Source organism: Novosphingobium sp. BL-S-34 (assembly GCF_056857015.1).
This window is the reverse complement of sequence record NZ_JBXEPV010000003.1, coordinates 639,691-656,443: the sequence shown is the minus strand read 5'-3', so window position 1 is coordinate 656,443 and position 16,753 is coordinate 639,691. Positions and strand designations below refer to the sequence as shown.

The window sequence follows — 16,753 nt, the reverse complement described above, 5'->3', positions numbered from 1 at the left end:
CGGGAACGAGACCATGTCCGCCAAACCTGCCTCCAAACAGACCCCGACCTCCATCAGCCCCTGCCCGGCCGACCTTCGCGCTGCTTTCGCGGCTATCGTCGGGCCTGAAAACGTGAGCGACGACGAGGCCCGCCTGCGCCTGTTCAGCGAAGACGTCTGGACCCGTGCCGATCACGTCGCGATGCTGGCGGTAGCCCCGGCAACCACCACTGAACTTGCTGCCGTCGTCGAGGCTGCCAATGCGGCCGGCGTAGCCATTGCCCCGCGCGGCGCGGGCATGAGCTATACCGAAAGCTACCTGCCCGTCACTGACGACACCGTGACCATCGACACAACCCGCATGGACAAGGTGCTCAAGATCAGCCCGGAGGACATGACCGTCACCGTCCAGTGCGGCTGCACCTGGCGCTCGCTCAACGCCGCGCTGCAACCGCTAGGCCTGCGTACGCCGTTCTGGGGGCCGATGTCAGGCATCTACTCCACCATCGGCGGCGGTCTTTCTCAGCTCAATGCGATGTTCGGCGCCGGGCATCATGGCACCTCCAGCGAGAGCGTGATTGCGGTGACCATGGTGCTCGCCGATGGACGCACCTTGCGCACCGGCGCGCGCGGACCTGACGGCGACACCCCGCATTACCGCCACTTCGGGCCCGATCTTGCAGGCCTGTTCTGCGGCGATTCCGGCACGCTTGGGCTCAAGGCCGAAGTCACCTTCCGCCTCATCCGCGCGCCCCGGTTCGAGGATTCGGTCTCCTTCTCGTTCCCTGACGGCAAGGTCATGATCGAGGCGCTGGCGGAAATGACCCGCGCCGGGATCGCCTCGGAAAGCTGCGGCTTCGACCCCGGTCTCACCAAGGTCCGTATGCGCCGCATGTCGCTTGCCAGCGACGTGAAGACGCTGAGCAAAGTCGTCGCCAAGGAGAAATCGCTCGGCAAGGGCCTCCTGGCCGCCGCGAAAATCGCCATGGGCGGGCGCGACTTCATCCCCGAGGATGACTATCCACTGCACATCACCGCGGAAGGCCGCTGCAAGGAATCCGTGGCGGCCGACATCGCCGCCGCCCGTGAGATCGCCAAGCGCTTCGGCGGCACCGAGGTGGAGAACTCCATCGCCAAGGTGATCCGCGCCATGCCTTTCCCGGCGCCGAACTCGATCCTCGGCCCCGAAGGCGAAAGCTGGGTACCGGTCCACGGGCAAGCCTCGCTGTCCACCGCGCCCGCCATGTTCGGCGAAATCCGCGCCTACTTCGATACCATGAAGGCGCGCTTCGATACGCTGGGCATTCACAACGGCTTCCTGTTTTCCTCGCTCTCCACCAATGCCATCGTCATCGAGCCGGTGTTCTTCTGGCCCGAAGGCTATCGCCCGGTCCACAAATCCATGGTTGAGCCCGAGCATCTAAAGCGCCTGAAGCAGCTTGGCTCTGCGCCAGAGGCGACCGCCCTCGTCGCGGAAGCGCGCGAGCAGGTGAAAGCGATCTGCAAGAAGTACGGCACTGCCCATTTCCAGATCGGCCGCGCCTACCCCTACCGCGAGACGCGCGATCCCGCCTTCCTCGACGTGCTGGACGCGGTGAAGAACGTAATGGACCCCAAGGGCCTGTTCAATCCGGGCGGGCTTGGCTTCCCGCAGGGAAAGATCGCGCAATGAGCGAAACCTACCGCGCCATCCGCCTCGAACGCGTCGCGTCTTCGTTCCGCGGGGGCAGCGAGATCGTGGAACTGCCGCTTGCCGCGCCCGGCCCGGACGAGATCCGCGTGCGCAACCTGCATTGCGGCGTCAACGGCATCTTCGACACCCAGATCGCCCGCAACGCGGTAGATTACGTAAAGGTCGCCCTGCCCACCTTCACCGGCGTCGAGGCGATCGGAATCGTGGAAGCAGTGGGCGTGGGCGTAACCGATTTCTTGCCCGGCGACGCGGCGGTTACCGTGCGCTTCACCGGCGGATACCGCGAGGCCAATGTCGGCGCCGCCAGCCAGTTCGCCAAGGCCCCGGCGCCGACGCGGGAATACTTGGCACTGGCCTCCACCGGCGTTTCCGCTCTTGTTGCGCTGGAGAAAATCGGCGAACTGAAAGCGGGCGAGACCATTGCCATTTCGGCGGCCGCAGGCGGCCTCGGCCACCTGCTCGTCCAGCTGGCCGTGCTCAAGAGCGCGCGCGTGATCGGCGTCGCGGGCGGCAAGGCCAAATGCGATTTCGTCGCCTCTCTGGGGGCTGAGCGGGTGATCGACTACAAGTCGGAGGATGTCGCTGCAGTGCTCGCAGCCGAGTATCCCGGCGGGCTCGACGTGGCGGTGGACACCGTGAGCGGAGCGATCTTCGATGCCTTCCTCGCTCATCTCGCCAACCACGGCCGTCTGGTGGTCGGCGGCGCGGCCTCTGACCTGGAAGGCCGCCCCGAGGTCGTCACCGGCCCACGCATCGCCCATGCCATCTACTACAAAGGAGCCTCGGTGCGCGGTTTCATGAACGGGCTGCTCACACACCACTGGGCCGAGGCGCGCCAAAGGCTCTTCGCGCTTTACGCCGAGGGCAGGCTGAGAGTGCATTTCGACGACCAGCCCAACTTGGGCATCGAGGGCGTTTTCGGAGCCGTGGAGCGCCTGCTTTCCGGCGGCTCCATGGGCAAGGTCGTGGTCGATCTTGCCACCCAGCAGAGCGCCTGAACTGGCGCTAGCCCGGGTAGGATGAGAGATGACAGAAAAGACACTCTTCGAAAAGATATGGGAGGCGCACCGCGTCGCTGGCACCGCGACCGGCGCCTCGCTGATCGCGATCGACCGCGTGTTCCTCCACGAACGCACCGGGGCGGCCGCGCTCAGATCGATGGCACAGGCCAATCGGCCCGTGCGCGATCCGGCGCGCGTCTTCGCCGTGATGGACCATATCGTCGATACTCGGCCCGGGCGCGGCGACGGCACCTTGATGGAAGGTGGATCGGCCTTCATTACCGAGACCCGCGCGGCTGCAAGGGCCGCCGGGATCACCCTGTTCGACGTGAACGATCGCGACCAGGGCATCACGCATGTGATTTCGCCGGAACTCGGCATCGTCCTGCCCGGCGTCACCCTCGTCGCGCCCGACAGCCATACCTGCACGCAAGGCGCGCTGGGAGCGTGGGCGTGGGGGATCGGGTCGAGCGAGGCCGAACATGCCATGGCCACCGGCGTTCTGCGGATGGACCGTCCCGCAACGATGCGCGTCTCTTATACCGGCACCCTGTCGCCCGGCGTTACCGCCAAGGACATGGCGCTGGCGCTGATCGCCGCTCACGGCGCGGGCGGCGGCGCGGGCCATGTCGTGGAGTTTGCGGGCGAGGCAGTGCGCGCGCTCGATATCGAGGCGCGGATGACCTTGTGCAACATGGCCACCGAATTCGCGGCCATGACCGGTATCGTCGCACCGGACGCGAAGACTTTCGAATATCTCGCAGACCGCCGCTATGCGCCGGAGGGTTTCGAAGATCCTTACTGGCATGAGCTGCGCACCGACGAAGGCGCCCGCTTCGACCGCGAGATCGTCATCGACGCCTCGGCGCTTTCGCCGATGGTGAGCTGGGGCACGAGTCCCGAACATGCGATGCCGATCGGCGGCAGCGTACCGCAAGGACCGACGCGCGCGCACGACTATATCGGCCTAGATGCCGGCGCCCGCCTGTTGGGCACGCCCATCGACGTGGCCTTCATAGGGTCCTGTACCAATGCCCGCCTCTCGGACCTGCGCCGCGCCGCCGCGATGGTCAAAGGGCGCCATGTCGCGCCGTCGATCCGCAAGGCCATGGTCGTGCCCGGCAGCTCGGCGGTTAAGCGCGCCGCCGAGGCCGAGGGGCTCGACGCGGTATTCACGGCGGCGGGGTTCGAATGGCGCGAGAGCGGCTGTTCCTTATGCTTCTTTGCCGGCGGCGAGCGCTTTCCCGAGGGCAGCCGAACGATCAGCAGCACCAATCGCAACTTTGAGGGACGGCAGGGCCCGGGCATCCGCACGCATCTCGCGAGCCCCGAAACCGTAATCGCCAGTGCGATCGCCGGCGCGATCGCCGATCCTCGGGAGATCGCGAAGTGACCCCTTTCACTGTCCTCATCTCGCGCGCAGCGGCGCTGCTGCGCGACAATGTTGATACCGACGCGATCATCCCGAGCCGCGAGATGAAGACGACCGGGCGAACCGGGCTGGCAGACGGGCTGTTCGCTCCTTGGCGCTATCTGGACGCCGCCGCGCGCACGCCCGATCCGGAATTTCCGCTCAATCGTCCCGAAGCGCAGGGCGCCCGGATCCTGCTCGGCGGAGCCAACTTCGGCTGCGGATCGAGCCGCGAACACGCCGTTTGGGCGCTCGCCGAATATGGCATCCGCTGCGTGATCGCCGAGAGCTTCGCGCCGATCTTCCGCGCCAATTGCATCCGCAATGGCGTGCTGCCGATCGCCTTGCCGCCGCAGGTCGTGGCCGCGCTGGCGTGGCAGGTCGTAACGGTGGACCTCGCCGCACAGGACGTGCGCTGCGGCGATGCTCTCTACCGCTTCGAAATGGAGCCCGAGCCGCGAGAGATGCTGCTCGAAGGGCTCGACGCCATTGACCTCACGCTCAAGGCCCTGCCGCAGATCGAGGACTGGACCTCCTCCGACCGGTCAGCAAGGCCCTGGGTCTACCTCGGAAAGACACAATGACGCAGATCCTCGTTTCCGAAGTCGGCCCGCGCGACGGGTTGCAGTCGATCAAGGCGATGATGCCGCTGGAGGCCAAGAAGGCCTGGATTACCGCTGAAGCCGCCGCCGGGGTGCGCGAGATCGAGGTGGGCAGCTTCGTGCCGCCTAGCCTCCTGCCGCAGATGGCCGACACTGCCGAACTGGTCCGCTTCGCGCGCGGGATAGAGGGACTCAATGTCGTCGCCCTCGTGCCCAATGCCAAGGGCGCGCAGCGCGCCGTCGATGCCGGCGTCCACGCCATGTCGATCCCCCTTTCGATGAGCGAGACCCATTCGATCCGCAACGTGCGCAAGGACCATCCGGCGATGCTGGCGGAAATCACGGAAGCCGCCGGGATCGCCAAGGCGGCGGGCGTGCACTTCGCCGTCGGCCTTGCCACAGCATTCGGATGCACCATCGAGGGCGCGGTGCCTGAGGATACCGTGGTGCGTCTCGCCCTTGCGGCCGCCGAAGCGGGCGCGCAGGAGTTCAGCCTTTCCGACACCACCGGCTATGCTGATCCCGCACAGGTCAAACGGCTCGTCCGTAAGGTCAAGGAGGCGGTCGGCGCCGACATGCTGACCACGCTCCACCTCCACAACACGCGCGGGCTCGGCCTCGCCAATGCGCTGGCCGGGCTGGAGGAGGGCATCACCACGCTCGATGCCTCGCTTGGCGGACTCGGCGGCTGCCCCGCCGCGCCGGGTGCCTCGGGCAATCTCGTGACCGAGGATCTCGTGCTCATGCTCAATGCGATGGGGCTCGATACCGGCATCGACCTCGAACGCCTGCTGGAAGTACGCCAGATTCTGGTCGCGGCCCTGCCCGGCGAACCGCTCTACGGCTTCACCCCCGATGCCGGGCCGATGCTCGACTACAACGAAAGGATCGCCCGATGAGCGAGAACGTGGCACAACCCGTGGTCCCGCAGCCTTTGGCCGGAATCCGCGTCGTCGAGTTCACGCATATGGTCATGGGCCCCGCCGTGGGTCACATCCTCGCCGGGCTCGGTGCCGAAGTGGTGCGGATAGAGCCTATCGGCGGCGACCAGACGCGGCGCCTCTTGGGCTCAGGCTCAGGCTATTTCCCAATGTACAACCGGGGCAAGCAGTCGATTTGCCTCGACCTCAAGTCGGTGGAAGGTCTGCAGGTCGCCCGCGACCTCGCCGAGGGCGCCGATGTGCTGATCGAGAACTTCCGCCCCGGCGCGCTCGACCGGCTCGGCCTGTCCTACGAACAACTGGCGAAGGTCAATCCGCGACTGATCTACTGCTCGGAAAAAGGCTTTCTGCCCGGCCCCTACGAACAGCGCACGGCGCTGGACGAAGTGGCGCAGATGATGGGCGGCCTTGCCTATATGACCGGCCCGCCGGGACGCCCATTGCGCGCGGGCTCCAGCGTAATCGATGTGACCGGCGGCATGTTCGGCGTGATCGGCATCCTAGCCGCGCTGGAAGAACGCCACCGCACCGGGCGCGGCCAGAAGGTCGTCGCCAGCCTGTTCGAGACGACGATCTACCTCGTTGGCCAGCACATGGCGCAGTTCGCCGTCACCGGGAAGGCCGCCGCGCCGATGCCCGCGCGCATCTCGGCCTGGGCGATCTACGACGTGTTCGAGACCCGCGACGAACCCGTCTTCATCGGCGTGGTCAGCGACGTGCTCTGGGAGAAGTTCTGCGCGTTGTTCGAACTGCACGAGCTCTGGGCCGACGAGAGCCTGCGCTCCAACAACCAGCGCGTCCTCGCCCGCGACCGCATCCTGCCGCAAGTCCGCCAACTCATCGCCTCAATGACGCGGGACGAGATCGTGGCGAAGCTGGAAGGCACCGGCCTGCCGTTCGCGCCGATCGCCCGGCCGGAGGACATGTTCGACGATCCTCAGCTTGCCGAAGGCGGGCTGGAACCGGTCGTGCTCGACACCGGCGAGCAAACCCGCCTGCCGACAATACCGCTTCAGATGGGCGGCCTTCGCCCCGGCGCCCCGGTCACGCTTCCCACCCCCGGTGCCGACAGCCGCGCGGTGCTGGCGGCCCTGGGCTATCCGTCGGAGCGGATCGACACCCTTGTCGCACAAGGCGCGGTCGGCGCGGATTGAACGCCCCGCTTCGCTCGCTCCTTGGAAAAGAGGGGCGGATCCTGCGATCCGCCCCTCTTTTTTTCGTCCAGCCCAATGTGTGAAAATCAAAACTCGGCGAGCAGTCGTCCCATGCCCTCGATCTTGTCCGTGATACCTTGCGCGCGCAGCGCGTGCCAGTACGTCGCGGTGTTGATCGCGATCACCGGTTTGCCCAGCTTCGCCTCGTATTCGGCAGCCAGGTCCACCATCGAGAGATTGGTGCCGACCTGGACGATGGCATCGACGTCGTCACCGTCCAACTCAGCGATCACTTCGCGCAGGCTATCCGTACCGACCTTGGCGATATCGGTCCAGCGCCGGCATTCCAGCGGCACGTCGCGCTTCACGGTGAAGCCCGATTCCTCCAGAAAGTTGCGCACTTCGGCATTGGCAACCGGGTAATAGGGAGAGACGAAGCTCACCGAGCTGGCACCATAGGCATCGAGCGCTGCCGCCACCGATTCCGCGCCCGTGGAGGCACCGATGCCGGCCAGATCCTCGACCTGCTTCTTCCATTTCCGGCTACCCTCGACGCCGCCGTAGAAGGTGATCGCCGACATGCCGAGCACGAGGTAGTCCGGACGACACGTCATGACCGAGCGCACCGCATCCAGCGTGTTCTCGGCGATCGCCGTGGTCCCGGCGATGAAATCCTCGTTCGAGAGCGCCAGGGGGTCCTCCACATAGATGCGCGAGAAATGGTTGGTCACGCCTTCCGGACGCATCCGCTCCATGTCGGGCTGGACCACGGTGTTGGTGGAGGGGGCGATGACACCCAGCAGCTTGCGCCAACCAAGAACGTCTCCCATTGCGAATACTCCTGTTGCGGACCAATTACGGTGCCGGGATATATTTCAGCCGATCGCCGCCGCCTGCGACAGGCTCTCGTACATCGCCTGACGCAGCATGTAGGCGCGACGGCGCGTATCGTCCTGCTTGATCGCAAGCATGGCCTCGCGGCGGCGTTGGTGCGCCTCATCCTGCCCGCCGCGGATCATCGCCATGTTTTCCTTGGTCTGCATCTGCGTGAAACTATGCGTCACTTCACGGCGTTGACGATCGTAGAGCGCCAGGTTCTCGTCGGCCGCCCCGCCCGTCTTCTTGCCGTTAAGTATCGGCAGGAGCTTCTCGAACAGGTTGAAGGCGTCATGCACGCCCGAGTTCATGCCGAAACCTCCCAGCGGGTTGTTGAGATGCGCCGCATCCCCCGCCAGCATCACGCGGCCCTGCCGGAACGACTGGGCGACGCGCTGGTGGACACGGTAAAGCGTGCGGTGCTGCGTCTCCACCATCGATCCATCGCCGACGAGGCGGCTGAAGATCGCATCCTTCATCGCGTCCGAACGCAGTTCCTCATCGCTAAGCGAACCGTCGGTCGGCACCAGGACCCGCCAGAGCGTGGGCACCCGCAACAGCACCAGCCACTCCTCGGGATCGGACACGTAGTTGACCCAGGCCAGGTTCGGCAGGTGCTGGCCAATGTCGAAGGCGGTCGAAAGACAGAGGAAACGTTCGGGATAAGTAAATCCGTCGAATTCGACACCCAGCCATTTGCGCACGATCGAATTCGCGCCATCGGCACCGATCAGGTAGTCACAGCGCAGGCGATCGATTCCGGTCATGGTTTCGATGGCGAGGTCAACGCCGCTTGCGTCTTCTTCGAACGTCAGCAGCCGGCTGCCGAAGCGCACATCGGCATTGCCCAGCTTTTCCAGACCCGAAGCGAGCGCCCGCGAGAGGTGATACTGCTCGCACTGGATGCGGAAGGGATAGCGCGTCACGTCGCCGATTTCGGCAAGATCGAAGTCGATCACTTCGCCCGAATGCCGATCGCGCCAGTGGTAGACAGGTGCCTTGAGTCCCTTTTCCAGCAGCATCGGCGTAATTCCGATCTGATCGAGCATTTCCAGCGTCGGAGGATGGAACGTCGAGGCGCGCAAGTCCTGCGCGCAGTCGCTTCCGACCTCCAGCACCACGACGTCGATGCCTGCCTGGGCCAGCAGCGTCGCCAGAACCGTTCCGACCGGCCCCGCCCCCGCGATTGCTACCTGACACCGTTCAACTGCCGTCATATCGAGCAGACTCCATTTCCTGTTGCAGGTTTCGGCTATGGACCCATTGGTGGGAAGCAATCGGCCAAGTCGCCGAACTATCCGAGGTTCGGGGAGGAATGATCGGATGGCGAGCAACAGGCCGGGCATAGCGCCGCAGCACAACGAAAAGGGGCGCGCCTAACGGCGCGCCCCTCCCCCTCCATACAACGAAAACCTCGGCTCAGACGACCGCGCAGACGGTCTTCCATTCGAGGTAATTCTCCAGCGCCTGCCGCCCGCTGTCGCGGCCCCAGCCCGACTGCTTGACGCCGCCGATCGCCAGCGTGGCATCGTACATGGCGTGGCAGTTGATCCACACCGTGCCCGCCTTGATCGCGCTCGACATGCGGTGGGCATTGGATAGCCCCTCCGTCCAGACGCTGGCGGCAAGGCCGTATTCGCTGTCGTTGGCGGCGGCGATCACTTCCTCGACATCGTCGAACGCCTGCGCGACAAGCACCGGGCCGAACACTTCCTCGCGCACGATCTCCATGCCGGGCTTTACGTCGACGACCACGGTGGGCGTGATGAAAGTCCCCGCCTCGCCGGTGCGTTCGCCGCCCGCGAGCATCGTTGCCCCCTCGGCCCGCGCGCGCTGGAGGAAACCTTCAACCCGCTCGGCATGGCGCAACGAGACCACCGGGCCCATCTGCGTATCGGCGGCAAGGCCGTGGCCGAGCTTCAAGCCCTTGGCATACTCCGCCACGCCTTCGACCACCTGGTCGTGGACCGAGCGGTGAACATAGAGCCGCGATCCCGCGATGCACACCTGGCCGCCGTTGAAGTAGATCGCATTGGCCACGCCCGGTATTGCCAGAGACAGGTCGGCGTCGGGCATGACGATAGAAGGCGACTTGCCGCCCAGTTCCAACGTGACGCGCTTGAAATTGGTCTTGGCGGCATCGAGCACCGCGCGGCCCGTGGCGGTGGATCCGGTGAAGGCGATCTTGTCCACTCCGGGATGCGAGGCCAACGCCGCGCCGGTTTCCCCGCCAAGCCCGGTGACGATGTTGATGACGCCCGCGGGAACGCCTGCCTCCACCATCAGCTCGGCGAGGCGCAGAGCCGTGAGCGAGGTGTCTTCGGCGGGCTTGAGCACCACCGCGCAGCCCGCTGCCAGCGCCGGCGCCAGCTTCATCGCGGTTAGTACCAAGGGTGAATTCCACGGCACGATGGCCGCCACCACACCGACCGGCTCGCGCACGGTCCAGGTGCGCATCTGCTTGCCCTGGGGTTGGTAGTTGATCGAGCTTTCCAGCGTGCTGCCCTCGATCGCCATGGCCTGGCCCGCGAAGAAGCGGAACTGGTTTACGGCGCCGGGGATCTCCGCCCAGCGCCCGACGAACAGCGGCTTGCCCTGATCAAGCGTTTCCAACTCCGCCAGATCGTCGATATTCGCCTCGATCAGTTCTGCTATTTTCCAGAGAATGCGCGCGCGCTCGACCGGAACGGTCGCGCTCCACCCCGCCAGCGCGGCGCGGGCAGCAGAAACGGCGGCATCGACGTCGGCCGCGCCCGCGCGGGCGACTTGCCCCAGCTCACTACCGGTCGCCGGATCGAGCGTGGCGAATGTACCGCCCTCCGCAGCCGCGCCCCACTCTCCGCCGATCAGCAGCCCCTGCCCGCTCGCGCGTCGTGCGAGGAACTCCTTCGTGCCGGGGCGAAGCGTGCTGAAGTCGAGTGGCATGGTTGTCTCCTTTGTTGCGACCTTTCTTAATGTGGTGGACGGCGCGGCGGCCCCTCGCCACCCCAAAAATTCGCTTGGCGGATAACTCTGCCCGAAACCACAGCCATGGGCCCTCGCTCCGATAGGCACGGAGACAGAACCAGCGGCGACTCCCGCCGCGCACCAACGATCGGGGACAGCATGACCTATCGCCTGGGTGTGGACGTCGGAGGGACGTTCACCGATCTGCTTCTTTTCAACCAGGACAACGGCGAGTTCTGGCGTCACAAGACGCCCTCGACCCCGCATGACAGTTCCGAAGGCATCCTCAACGGGGTCACCGCAGTCTGCGAGAAGGGTGGCATCGCACCGTCCGACGTCGAGTTCTTCCTCCACGGCACCACGGTCGCCACCAATGCCGTGCTCGAAGGCAAGGGCGCGCGCGTCGGCCTCATCACCACCGACGGTTACCGGCAGGTCATGCAGATCGCGCGTTCCTTCGTTCCCGGCGGCCTGGCCGGCTGGATCGTCTGGCCCAAGCCCGAGCCGCTGGCCGCGCTGGAAGACACGTTCGAGATCAAGGGCCGCATGAACGCCCGCGGCGAGGAAACCGCCGCCATCGACGAGGGCGAGATCCGCGCCGCACTCGAAGCACTCAAGGACGCGGGTGTCGAGGCGCTGACCGTCGCGCTCATCAACGCCTATCTCAACGGCGGCCACGAACTCCGCGTGGCCGAGCTGGCCGCAGAGATCATGCCTGAAGTGCCGATCTCCCTCAGCCATCTGGTCCTGCCCGAAATGCAGGAATACGAACGCACCCTCACCACGGTCGCCAATGCGGCGGTACGCCCGGTCGTGGGCAAGTACGTCCGCAACTTGCGCGCTTCCCTGCGCGGCGCCGGCATGGCGGGTTCGCTCTCACTGCTGCGCTCCGATGGGGGGCTCATGAGTTCCGAAAAGTCGGAAGAACACCCCGTCTCGCTGCTGATGTCGGGTCCGGCCGGCGGTGTGACCGGGGCGATCTGGGTCGGTCGCAATGCCGGCATCAAGAACATCCTGACGCTAGACGTCGGTGGCACATCCACGGACGTTGCGCTGATCGAGAATCTCGAAGCTCGCCGCCAGCGCACCACCGAAGTCGGCCACCTCTCGGTCCGCGCCTCGGCGCTGGACGTGAAGACGGTCGGCGCGGGCGGCGGTTCGATCGCCTACGTGCCCGAACTGACCAAGGCCCTGCGCGTCGGCCCGCAGTCGGCAGGCGCCGTGCCGGGCCCCGTCGCTTACGGCAAGGGCGGCACTCTGCCCACCGTCACCGACGCCAATGTCGTGCTCGGCTACCTGCCGGAGAACCTCCTCGGCGGCACCTTCAAGCTCGACCGCGAAGGCGCCAAGGCGGCGGTCCAGACCATTGCCGACGCGCTCGGCATCGGCCTGATGGAAGCCGCGCGTGGCATCATTGACATCGTCAACGAGAACATGTTCGGCGCGCTGCGCATGATTTCAGTGCAGCAGGGCTACGATCCGCGCGATTTCGCGGTGATGGGTTTCGGCGGCGCCGGGCCGCTCCACGTCAACGCGGTCGCGCGACTCATGGGATCGTGGCCTGCGGTCTCGCCGGTTTCGCCGGGCGTGCTCTGCGCACTCGGGGACGCCACCACCCGCATGCGCACCGAGACGGCGCGTTCGTTCTCGCAGCGCGTGGCGGACACCAGTGAGGGCGATGTGCTTGCCCTGCTGGACGAAATGGCTGCCCAGACCCGCGCGGAACTCGCCGCCGAAGGCATCGCCGATGCGGACATCACCAGCCAGTTCGAACTCGACGTGCGCTATGAAGGCCAGGCCTTCGAAGTGCCGCTCTCGATCGACCCGGAAACGCTCAAGGTCGACGGTCTTGCCGGCGTCACGGCCCGTTTCGATGCCGAGCACTTGCGCCTATTCACTTTCAACATGGATAGCGCCCATGAACTGGTGAACTTGCGCGCCGTTGCCATGGGCCCGGCGCTCGAACTGCCCTCGCCGCCGCTGGAGCAAGGCGACGGCGATCCGATCCGCGCCAAGATCCGCGACCACGAATTGTGGACCGGTACCGAAATGCAGGCCGCCGTCATCTACGACCGCGCGAAACTGCGCGCCGGAGACGTGATCCCCGGACCCGCCGTGGTCACCGAGATGGACTCGACCACGCTGATCGAGGCCGACTGCGTCGGCACCGTCGATCACGCCGGCAACATCCTCATCAACCTCGCCTGAGGGGGAAACCAACATGTCCGCACGTATCATCCAGGCCAACGAGGCCCCGTTCCAGACTGTACCCGTCGATCCGGTAACGCTCGACATCATCGAGAACGCCCTGCGCAATGCCCGCATCGAGATGGACGCTACGCTCGTGCGCACCGCCATGTCGCCGGGCATCCGCGAACAGGGAGACGCCTTCCCGCTGATCGCCGACCACCAGGGCCGCATGATCGTCGGGCAGTTCGGCAGCTATATCGGCCCGTTCCTCGAAGGCTTCGACGGCACCGTCGAGGACGGCGACCTGATCTTCCTGTCAGACCCCTATTCGGTGGGCGGCGCCATCAGCCATTCCAACGACTGGCTGGTGCTGCTGCCGGTGTTCAAGGACGGACGTCTGATCGCCTATACCTCGATGTTCGGTCACCAGAGCGACATCGGCGGCATGGTCCCCGGCTCGATGCCGATCCACGCCACCGAAATCTTCCAGGAAGGCGTACGCATCCCGCCCGTCAAGATCTGGAAGCGCGGTGAGTACAACGAGGACCTGATCAAGCTCGTCATGCATCAGTCCCGCACGCCGGACTGGTGCAAGGCGGACCTCAACGCCCTGATCGCCTCGTGCCGCGTTGCTGCACACCGCGTGGTGGAGATGGTCGAGCGTTTCGGCGACGATGTGTTCGTCTCTGCCACCGACATGCTTCTCGAACGCAACCACCGCGCGATGAAGCACCTGATCGAAACCTCCATCGGCGAGGAAAAGGTCACGTTCGAGGACTACATCTGCGACGATGGCATGGGCTATGGCCCGTACCGAATCAAGTGCACCATGTGGCGCGAAAACGGCCGCGTCGTGCTCGATTTCGACGGCACCGATCCGCAGTCCAAAGCCTCGATCAACATGCTGCTGAACGAGAACATGATGCGCATGTTCTTCGGCATCTACATGATCATGATCTTCGATCCCCAGATCCTCTTCAATGACGGGTATTACGACCTGATCGACGTGCGCATCCCGGAAGGCTCGCTGCTCAAGCCGAAGTTCCCGGCCGCGCTTTCGGGCCGCACCCACGTGCTGGGCCGTCTGTTCGACATCCTGGGCGGCCTGCTCGGCCAGAAGACACCGGAGTTCCTGAACGCCGCCGGCTTCTCGTCGAGCCCGCACCTGTTCTATGCCGGCCATGACAAAGCCGGTAAGTGGTTCCAGCTCTTCCAGATTGGCTTTGGCGGCATCCCCGGCCGCCCGCTCGGCGATGGACCGGACGGACATTCGCTCTTCCCCGGCTTCACCAACGTCCCTAACGAGTTCCTGGAACGCTATTTCCCGCTGGAGATCGTCAAGTACGAAACGGTAGCGGATTCGGGCGGCGCCGGACTGCATCGCGGCGGCAACGGCATCAACATGGTCTACCGCTTCCTCGAAGCGGGCGTGATCGCCATCCATGACGACCGCTGGTTCGTGCCGCCCTGGGGCGTCAACGGCGGCCTTCCAGGCAAGCGGGCGCGCAAGATTCTCACCAAGGCGGACGGCACGCAGATCGTGGTCGGCAACAAGCTGGAAGACTATCCGGTCGAGGCGGGTGACGAGCTTCAGTTCATCACTTGGGGCGGCGGCGGCTGGGGCGATCCGCTCGACCGCGATCCCGCACTGCTGGCCAAGGAACTGAAGCAGGGCCTCGTCACCGTGCAAGGCGCGAAGGACTACGGCGTGGTGCTGGTAGACGGGGCAGTCGACGAAGCCGCCACACAGGCCATGCGCGCCGAAATGCGCAAGGCCCGCGGAGAAATTGGCGTGTTCAACTTCGGCCCCGACATCGAGACACTGCGCGCCAACTGCCTTGCCGAAACCGGCCTGCCCGCGCCCACCCCGCCGCAATGGGCGCATATGCCCGCCGAAGCGCTCGCCGAAGCCGCCGAATAAACAGAACGCAGGAGAGAACCACATGGCCAATCCGATTTTCCGCCAGAAGCTGGAGAGCGGCAAGTTCTTCGTCATACCCGGCATCCAGGACATGATCACCGCGGTGATCGCCAACAAGGTCGGCTTCGACCTTGTCTACGGCACCGGCTACTGGCTTACTGCCTCGGCCTGGGGCCTGCCGGACGCCGGCATCGCCACCTATACCGAAATGAAGAACCGCATGGAAACGCTGGTGCGCACCAGCGATGCAGCGGTCATTGCCGATGGCGATACCGGCTACGGCGGGCTGCTCAACGTCCATCACACCGTGAAGGGCTATGAGGCCGCCGGCGTCACCGCAATCCAGCTTGAAGACCAGGAATTTCCCAAAAAGTGCGGTCACACGCCGTTCCGCCGGGTGATCCCGGTCGAGGACATGGTCGAGAAGATCAAGGTGGCGGTCGCCGCCCGCGAGAGCGAGGACTTCCTCGTCATCGCCCGCACTGATGCGCGCCAGAGCGAAGGACTCGACAGCGTGATGCGCCGCCTCGAGGCCTACGACAAGGCTGGCGCGCACGTCCTCTTCCCCGAAGCACTGGAAAGCGAAGAGGAGATGGCCAGGGCCTGTGCGGCCTTCGACAAGCCGTTGATGGCCAATATGGCGAACGGCGGATCGACCCCGATACCGCTCGCTCCGGTGCTGGAAGAGATCGGCTATGCCTATGCCATCTACCCCTCGCTCACTAGCCTCGTTGCCGCCACAGCCATCGAGAAGTGCCTGCGCGACTTAAAGGACCATGGCATCGGTGAGCCTGAGGGCATCTTCAACTTCAAGGAGTTCTGCTCGCTGATCGGCTTCGACGAAGTCTGGGATTTCGAAAAGCAGTGGGCGCCTGCTCCCTCTCAGGTGCAATAAGCGATGAAGCGCCGGATCGCCGCCGCCGTCCTTTCCCGCTCCGGGGACCATCCTCGCCCCTATGCCGAGAACGAGCCGCTGGCGATCCGCCCGCTCGATCTCGACGATCCGCTGCCGGGCGAAGTCCTGGTGCGGATCGACGCGGCCGGGATATGCCACTCGGACCTCTCGGTCATCAACGGCGATCGGCCCCGGCCGATGCCGATGGCACTGGGGCACGAAGCGGCGGCAACCGTCCTGGCACTCGGCGATCCAGACGAGCCGGACCTCGCGGTGGGGGACCGTGTGGTGCTCGTGTTCCTGCCGAGCTGTGGACAATGCGTGCAATGCCTTTCGGGCGAGGGCTATCTCTGCGCGAAAGGCGCCGCCGCCAACGGCAAGGGCGAATTGATACGCGGCGGCAGCCGGCTCTCCTGCGAAGCAGGGACGGTGCACCACCATCTCGGTGTCTCCGCCTTCGCGACGCAGGCCGTCGTTGACCGGCGCTCGCTGGTAAAGGTCGACGCCGACATCCCTTCCGAGACCGCCGCCCTGTTCGGCTGCGCCGTTCTGACCGGTGTAGGCGCGGTGATGAACACGGCAAAAGTTCAGCCGGGCGAGAGCGTGACCGTCATCGGCCTTGGCGGCGTCGGCCTTTCGGCCCTGCTCGGTGCCCTGGCGGCCGGCGCGCAGCCGGTCCATGCTGTCGACCCCTCCCCCGCAAAGCGGGCACTGGCGCTGGAACTTGGCGCCGCAACAGCCTCGCCACCCGGCGAGGACGAGGCGGCCATGGGCAGCGACGTCGTGGTGGAAACGGTGGGCAAGGCGGCCGTGCTCGCCCATGCTTATCGGTCAGCCCGGCGCGGCGGGAGGGTCGTGACGGTAGGCCTTCCCAACCCTTCCGAAGACCTTGCGATAAATGCGCTTTCACTGGTGGCGGACGGCAAGACACTGATGGGCAGCTACCTGGGCTCCTCCATCCCCGCCCGCGACATTCCCCGCTATATCAAGCTCTGGCGCGCGGGACGCTTGCCGGTGGAAAAACTTCTGACCTCGGTAGGCCCGCTCGAGGAGATCAACGAGGCCATGGACAAGCTCGCGTCCGGCGAAGCGATCCGCCAGGTCATCGTGCCAGGGTGGTGACGGCCGGACACTGATTCGCCGT

The 16,753-nt window shown here is 65.6% G+C and carries 13 protein-coding genes; 10 read left to right on the top strand and 3 right to left on the bottom strand.

Features of this window, described 5'->3' with window-relative positions; genetic code table 11:
- Positions 1–13 precede the first annotated feature (13 nt).
- From AC1VV3_RS25730 to AC1VV3_RS25705, 6 genes are read left to right on the top strand one after another with little or no spacing between them, the layout of a single operon-like run.
- Positions 14–1,651 (top strand): FAD-binding oxidoreductase, encoded by a 1,638-nt coding sequence (locus tag AC1VV3_RS25730; RefSeq protein ID WP_482963275.1) that lies wholly within the window; start codon positions 14–16, stop codon positions 1,649–1,651.
- Positions 1,648–2,670, top strand: a complete 1,023-nt coding sequence (locus AC1VV3_RS25725) for a zinc-binding dehydrogenase (protein ID WP_465128444.1) — start codon at positions 1,648–1,650, stop codon at positions 2,668–2,670. Before AC1VV3_RS25730 ends, AC1VV3_RS25725 begins: the two co-directional genes overlap by 4 nt.
- A 28-nt stretch (positions 2,671–2,698) precedes the next feature.
- A complete protein-coding gene (locus AC1VV3_RS25720; protein ID WP_482963274.1) occupies positions 2,699–4,066 on the top strand; it encodes a 3-isopropylmalate dehydratase large subunit in 1,368 nt (455 codons plus the stop codon).
- Positions 4,063–4,668: a 3-isopropylmalate dehydratase small subunit gene (gene leuD / locus AC1VV3_RS25715; protein WP_465128446.1), complete on the top strand. Its 606-nt coding sequence runs from the start codon at positions 4,063–4,065 to the stop codon at positions 4,666–4,668. Before AC1VV3_RS25720 ends, leuD begins: the two co-directional genes overlap by 4 nt.
- Positions 4,665–5,585: a hydroxymethylglutaryl-CoA lyase gene (locus AC1VV3_RS25710; RefSeq protein WP_482963273.1), complete on the top strand. Its 921-nt coding sequence runs from the start codon at positions 4,665–4,667 to the stop codon at positions 5,583–5,585. Before leuD ends, AC1VV3_RS25710 begins: the two co-directional genes overlap by 4 nt.
- On the top strand, positions 5,582–6,781 hold the full coding sequence (locus AC1VV3_RS25705) for a CaiB/BaiF CoA transferase family protein (RefSeq protein ID WP_482963272.1): 1,200 nt from the start codon (positions 5,582–5,584) through the stop codon (positions 6,779–6,781). Before AC1VV3_RS25710 ends, AC1VV3_RS25705 begins: the two co-directional genes overlap by 4 nt.
- A gap of 86 nt (positions 6,782–6,867) precedes the next feature.
- Here the strand turns inward: AC1VV3_RS25705 and AC1VV3_RS25700 are convergent, their stop codons facing one another.
- From AC1VV3_RS25700 to AC1VV3_RS25690, 3 genes are all read right to left on the bottom strand, one after another.
- Complete coding sequence (locus tag AC1VV3_RS25700) at positions 6,868–7,611, bottom strand: maleate cis-trans isomerase family protein (protein ID WP_482963271.1); 744 nt, start codon at positions 7,609–7,611, stop codon at positions 6,868–6,870.
- Positions 7,612–7,656: 45 nt separating this feature from the next.
- Complete coding sequence (locus AC1VV3_RS25695) at positions 7,657–8,874, bottom strand: FAD-dependent oxidoreductase (RefSeq protein ID WP_465128450.1); 1,218 nt, start codon at positions 8,872–8,874, stop codon at positions 7,657–7,659.
- A 202-nt stretch (positions 8,875–9,076) separates the two neighbouring features.
- Positions 9,077–10,582 (bottom strand): aldehyde dehydrogenase family protein, encoded by a 1,506-nt coding sequence (locus AC1VV3_RS25690; protein ID WP_482963270.1) that lies wholly within the window; start codon positions 10,580–10,582, stop codon positions 9,077–9,079.
- A 180-nt stretch (positions 10,583–10,762) separates the two neighbouring features.
- Here AC1VV3_RS25690 and AC1VV3_RS25685 point away from each other — a divergent pair, with 180 nt between their 5' ends.
- Genes AC1VV3_RS25685 through AC1VV3_RS25670 form a run of 4 tightly spaced genes read left to right on the top strand, consistent with a single transcriptional unit; the run spans position 10,763 to position 16,731 of the window.
- Positions 10,763–12,811 (top strand): hydantoinase/oxoprolinase family protein, encoded by a 2,049-nt coding sequence (locus tag AC1VV3_RS25685; RefSeq protein WP_465128452.1) that lies wholly within the window; start codon positions 10,763–10,765, stop codon positions 12,809–12,811.
- 13 nt (positions 12,812–12,824) lie between these two features.
- Complete coding sequence (locus AC1VV3_RS25680; RefSeq protein WP_482963269.1) at positions 12,825–14,714, top strand: hydantoinase B/oxoprolinase family protein; 1,890 nt, start codon at positions 12,825–12,827, stop codon at positions 14,712–14,714.
- Positions 14,715–14,736: 22 nt separating this feature from the next.
- Entirely contained in the window at positions 14,737–15,609 is an 873-nt protein-coding gene (locus AC1VV3_RS25675; RefSeq protein WP_482963268.1) for an isocitrate lyase/PEP mutase family protein, read from the top strand.
- Between the two features lie 3 nt (positions 15,610–15,612).
- Positions 15,613–16,731, top strand: a complete 1,119-nt coding sequence (locus AC1VV3_RS25670) for an alcohol dehydrogenase catalytic domain-containing protein (RefSeq protein WP_465128455.1) — start codon at positions 15,613–15,615, stop codon at positions 16,729–16,731.
- The last annotated feature ends 22 nt before the right edge of the window (positions 16,732–16,753 follow it).

Bases quoted from the DNA above. Each gene is read 5' to 3' on its own strand.
- AC1VV3_RS25685 (WP_465128452.1), top strand. From the start codon at position 10,763: ATGACCTATCGCCTGGGTGTGGACGTCGGAGGGACGTTCACCGATCTG.
- AC1VV3_RS25680 (WP_482963269.1), top strand. From the start codon at position 12,825: ATGTCCGCACGTATCATCCAGGCCAACGAGGCCCCGTTCCAGACTGTA.
- AC1VV3_RS25730 (WP_482963275.1), top strand. From the start codon at position 14: ATGTCCGCCAAACCTGCCTCCAAACAGACCCCGACCTCCATCAGCCCC.
- AC1VV3_RS25725 (WP_465128444.1), top strand. From the start codon at position 1,648: ATGAGCGAAACCTACCGCGCCATCCGCCTCGAACGCGTCGCGTCTTCG.
- AC1VV3_RS25720 (WP_482963274.1), top strand. From the start codon at position 2,699: ATGACAGAAAAGACACTCTTCGAAAAGATATGGGAGGCGCACCGCGTC.
- AC1VV3_RS25670 (WP_465128455.1), top strand. From the start codon at position 15,613: ATGAAGCGCCGGATCGCCGCCGCCGTCCTTTCCCGCTCCGGGGACCAT.
- AC1VV3_RS25705 (WP_482963272.1), top strand. From the start codon at position 5,582: ATGAGCGAGAACGTGGCACAACCCGTGGTCCCGCAGCCTTTGGCCGGA.
- AC1VV3_RS25695 (WP_465128450.1), bottom strand. From the start codon at position 8,874: ATGACGGCAGTTGAACGGTGTCAGGTAGCAATCGCGGGGGCGGGGCCG.
- AC1VV3_RS25675 (WP_482963268.1), top strand. From the start codon at position 14,737: ATGGCCAATCCGATTTTCCGCCAGAAGCTGGAGAGCGGCAAGTTCTTC.
- AC1VV3_RS25700 (WP_482963271.1), bottom strand. From the start codon at position 7,611: ATGGGAGACGTTCTTGGTTGGCGCAAGCTGCTGGGTGTCATCGCCCCC.
- AC1VV3_RS25710 (WP_482963273.1), top strand. From the start codon at position 4,665: ATGACGCAGATCCTCGTTTCCGAAGTCGGCCCGCGCGACGGGTTGCAG.
- AC1VV3_RS25690 (WP_482963270.1), bottom strand. From the start codon at position 10,582: ATGCCACTCGACTTCAGCACGCTTCGCCCCGGCACGAAGGAGTTCCTC.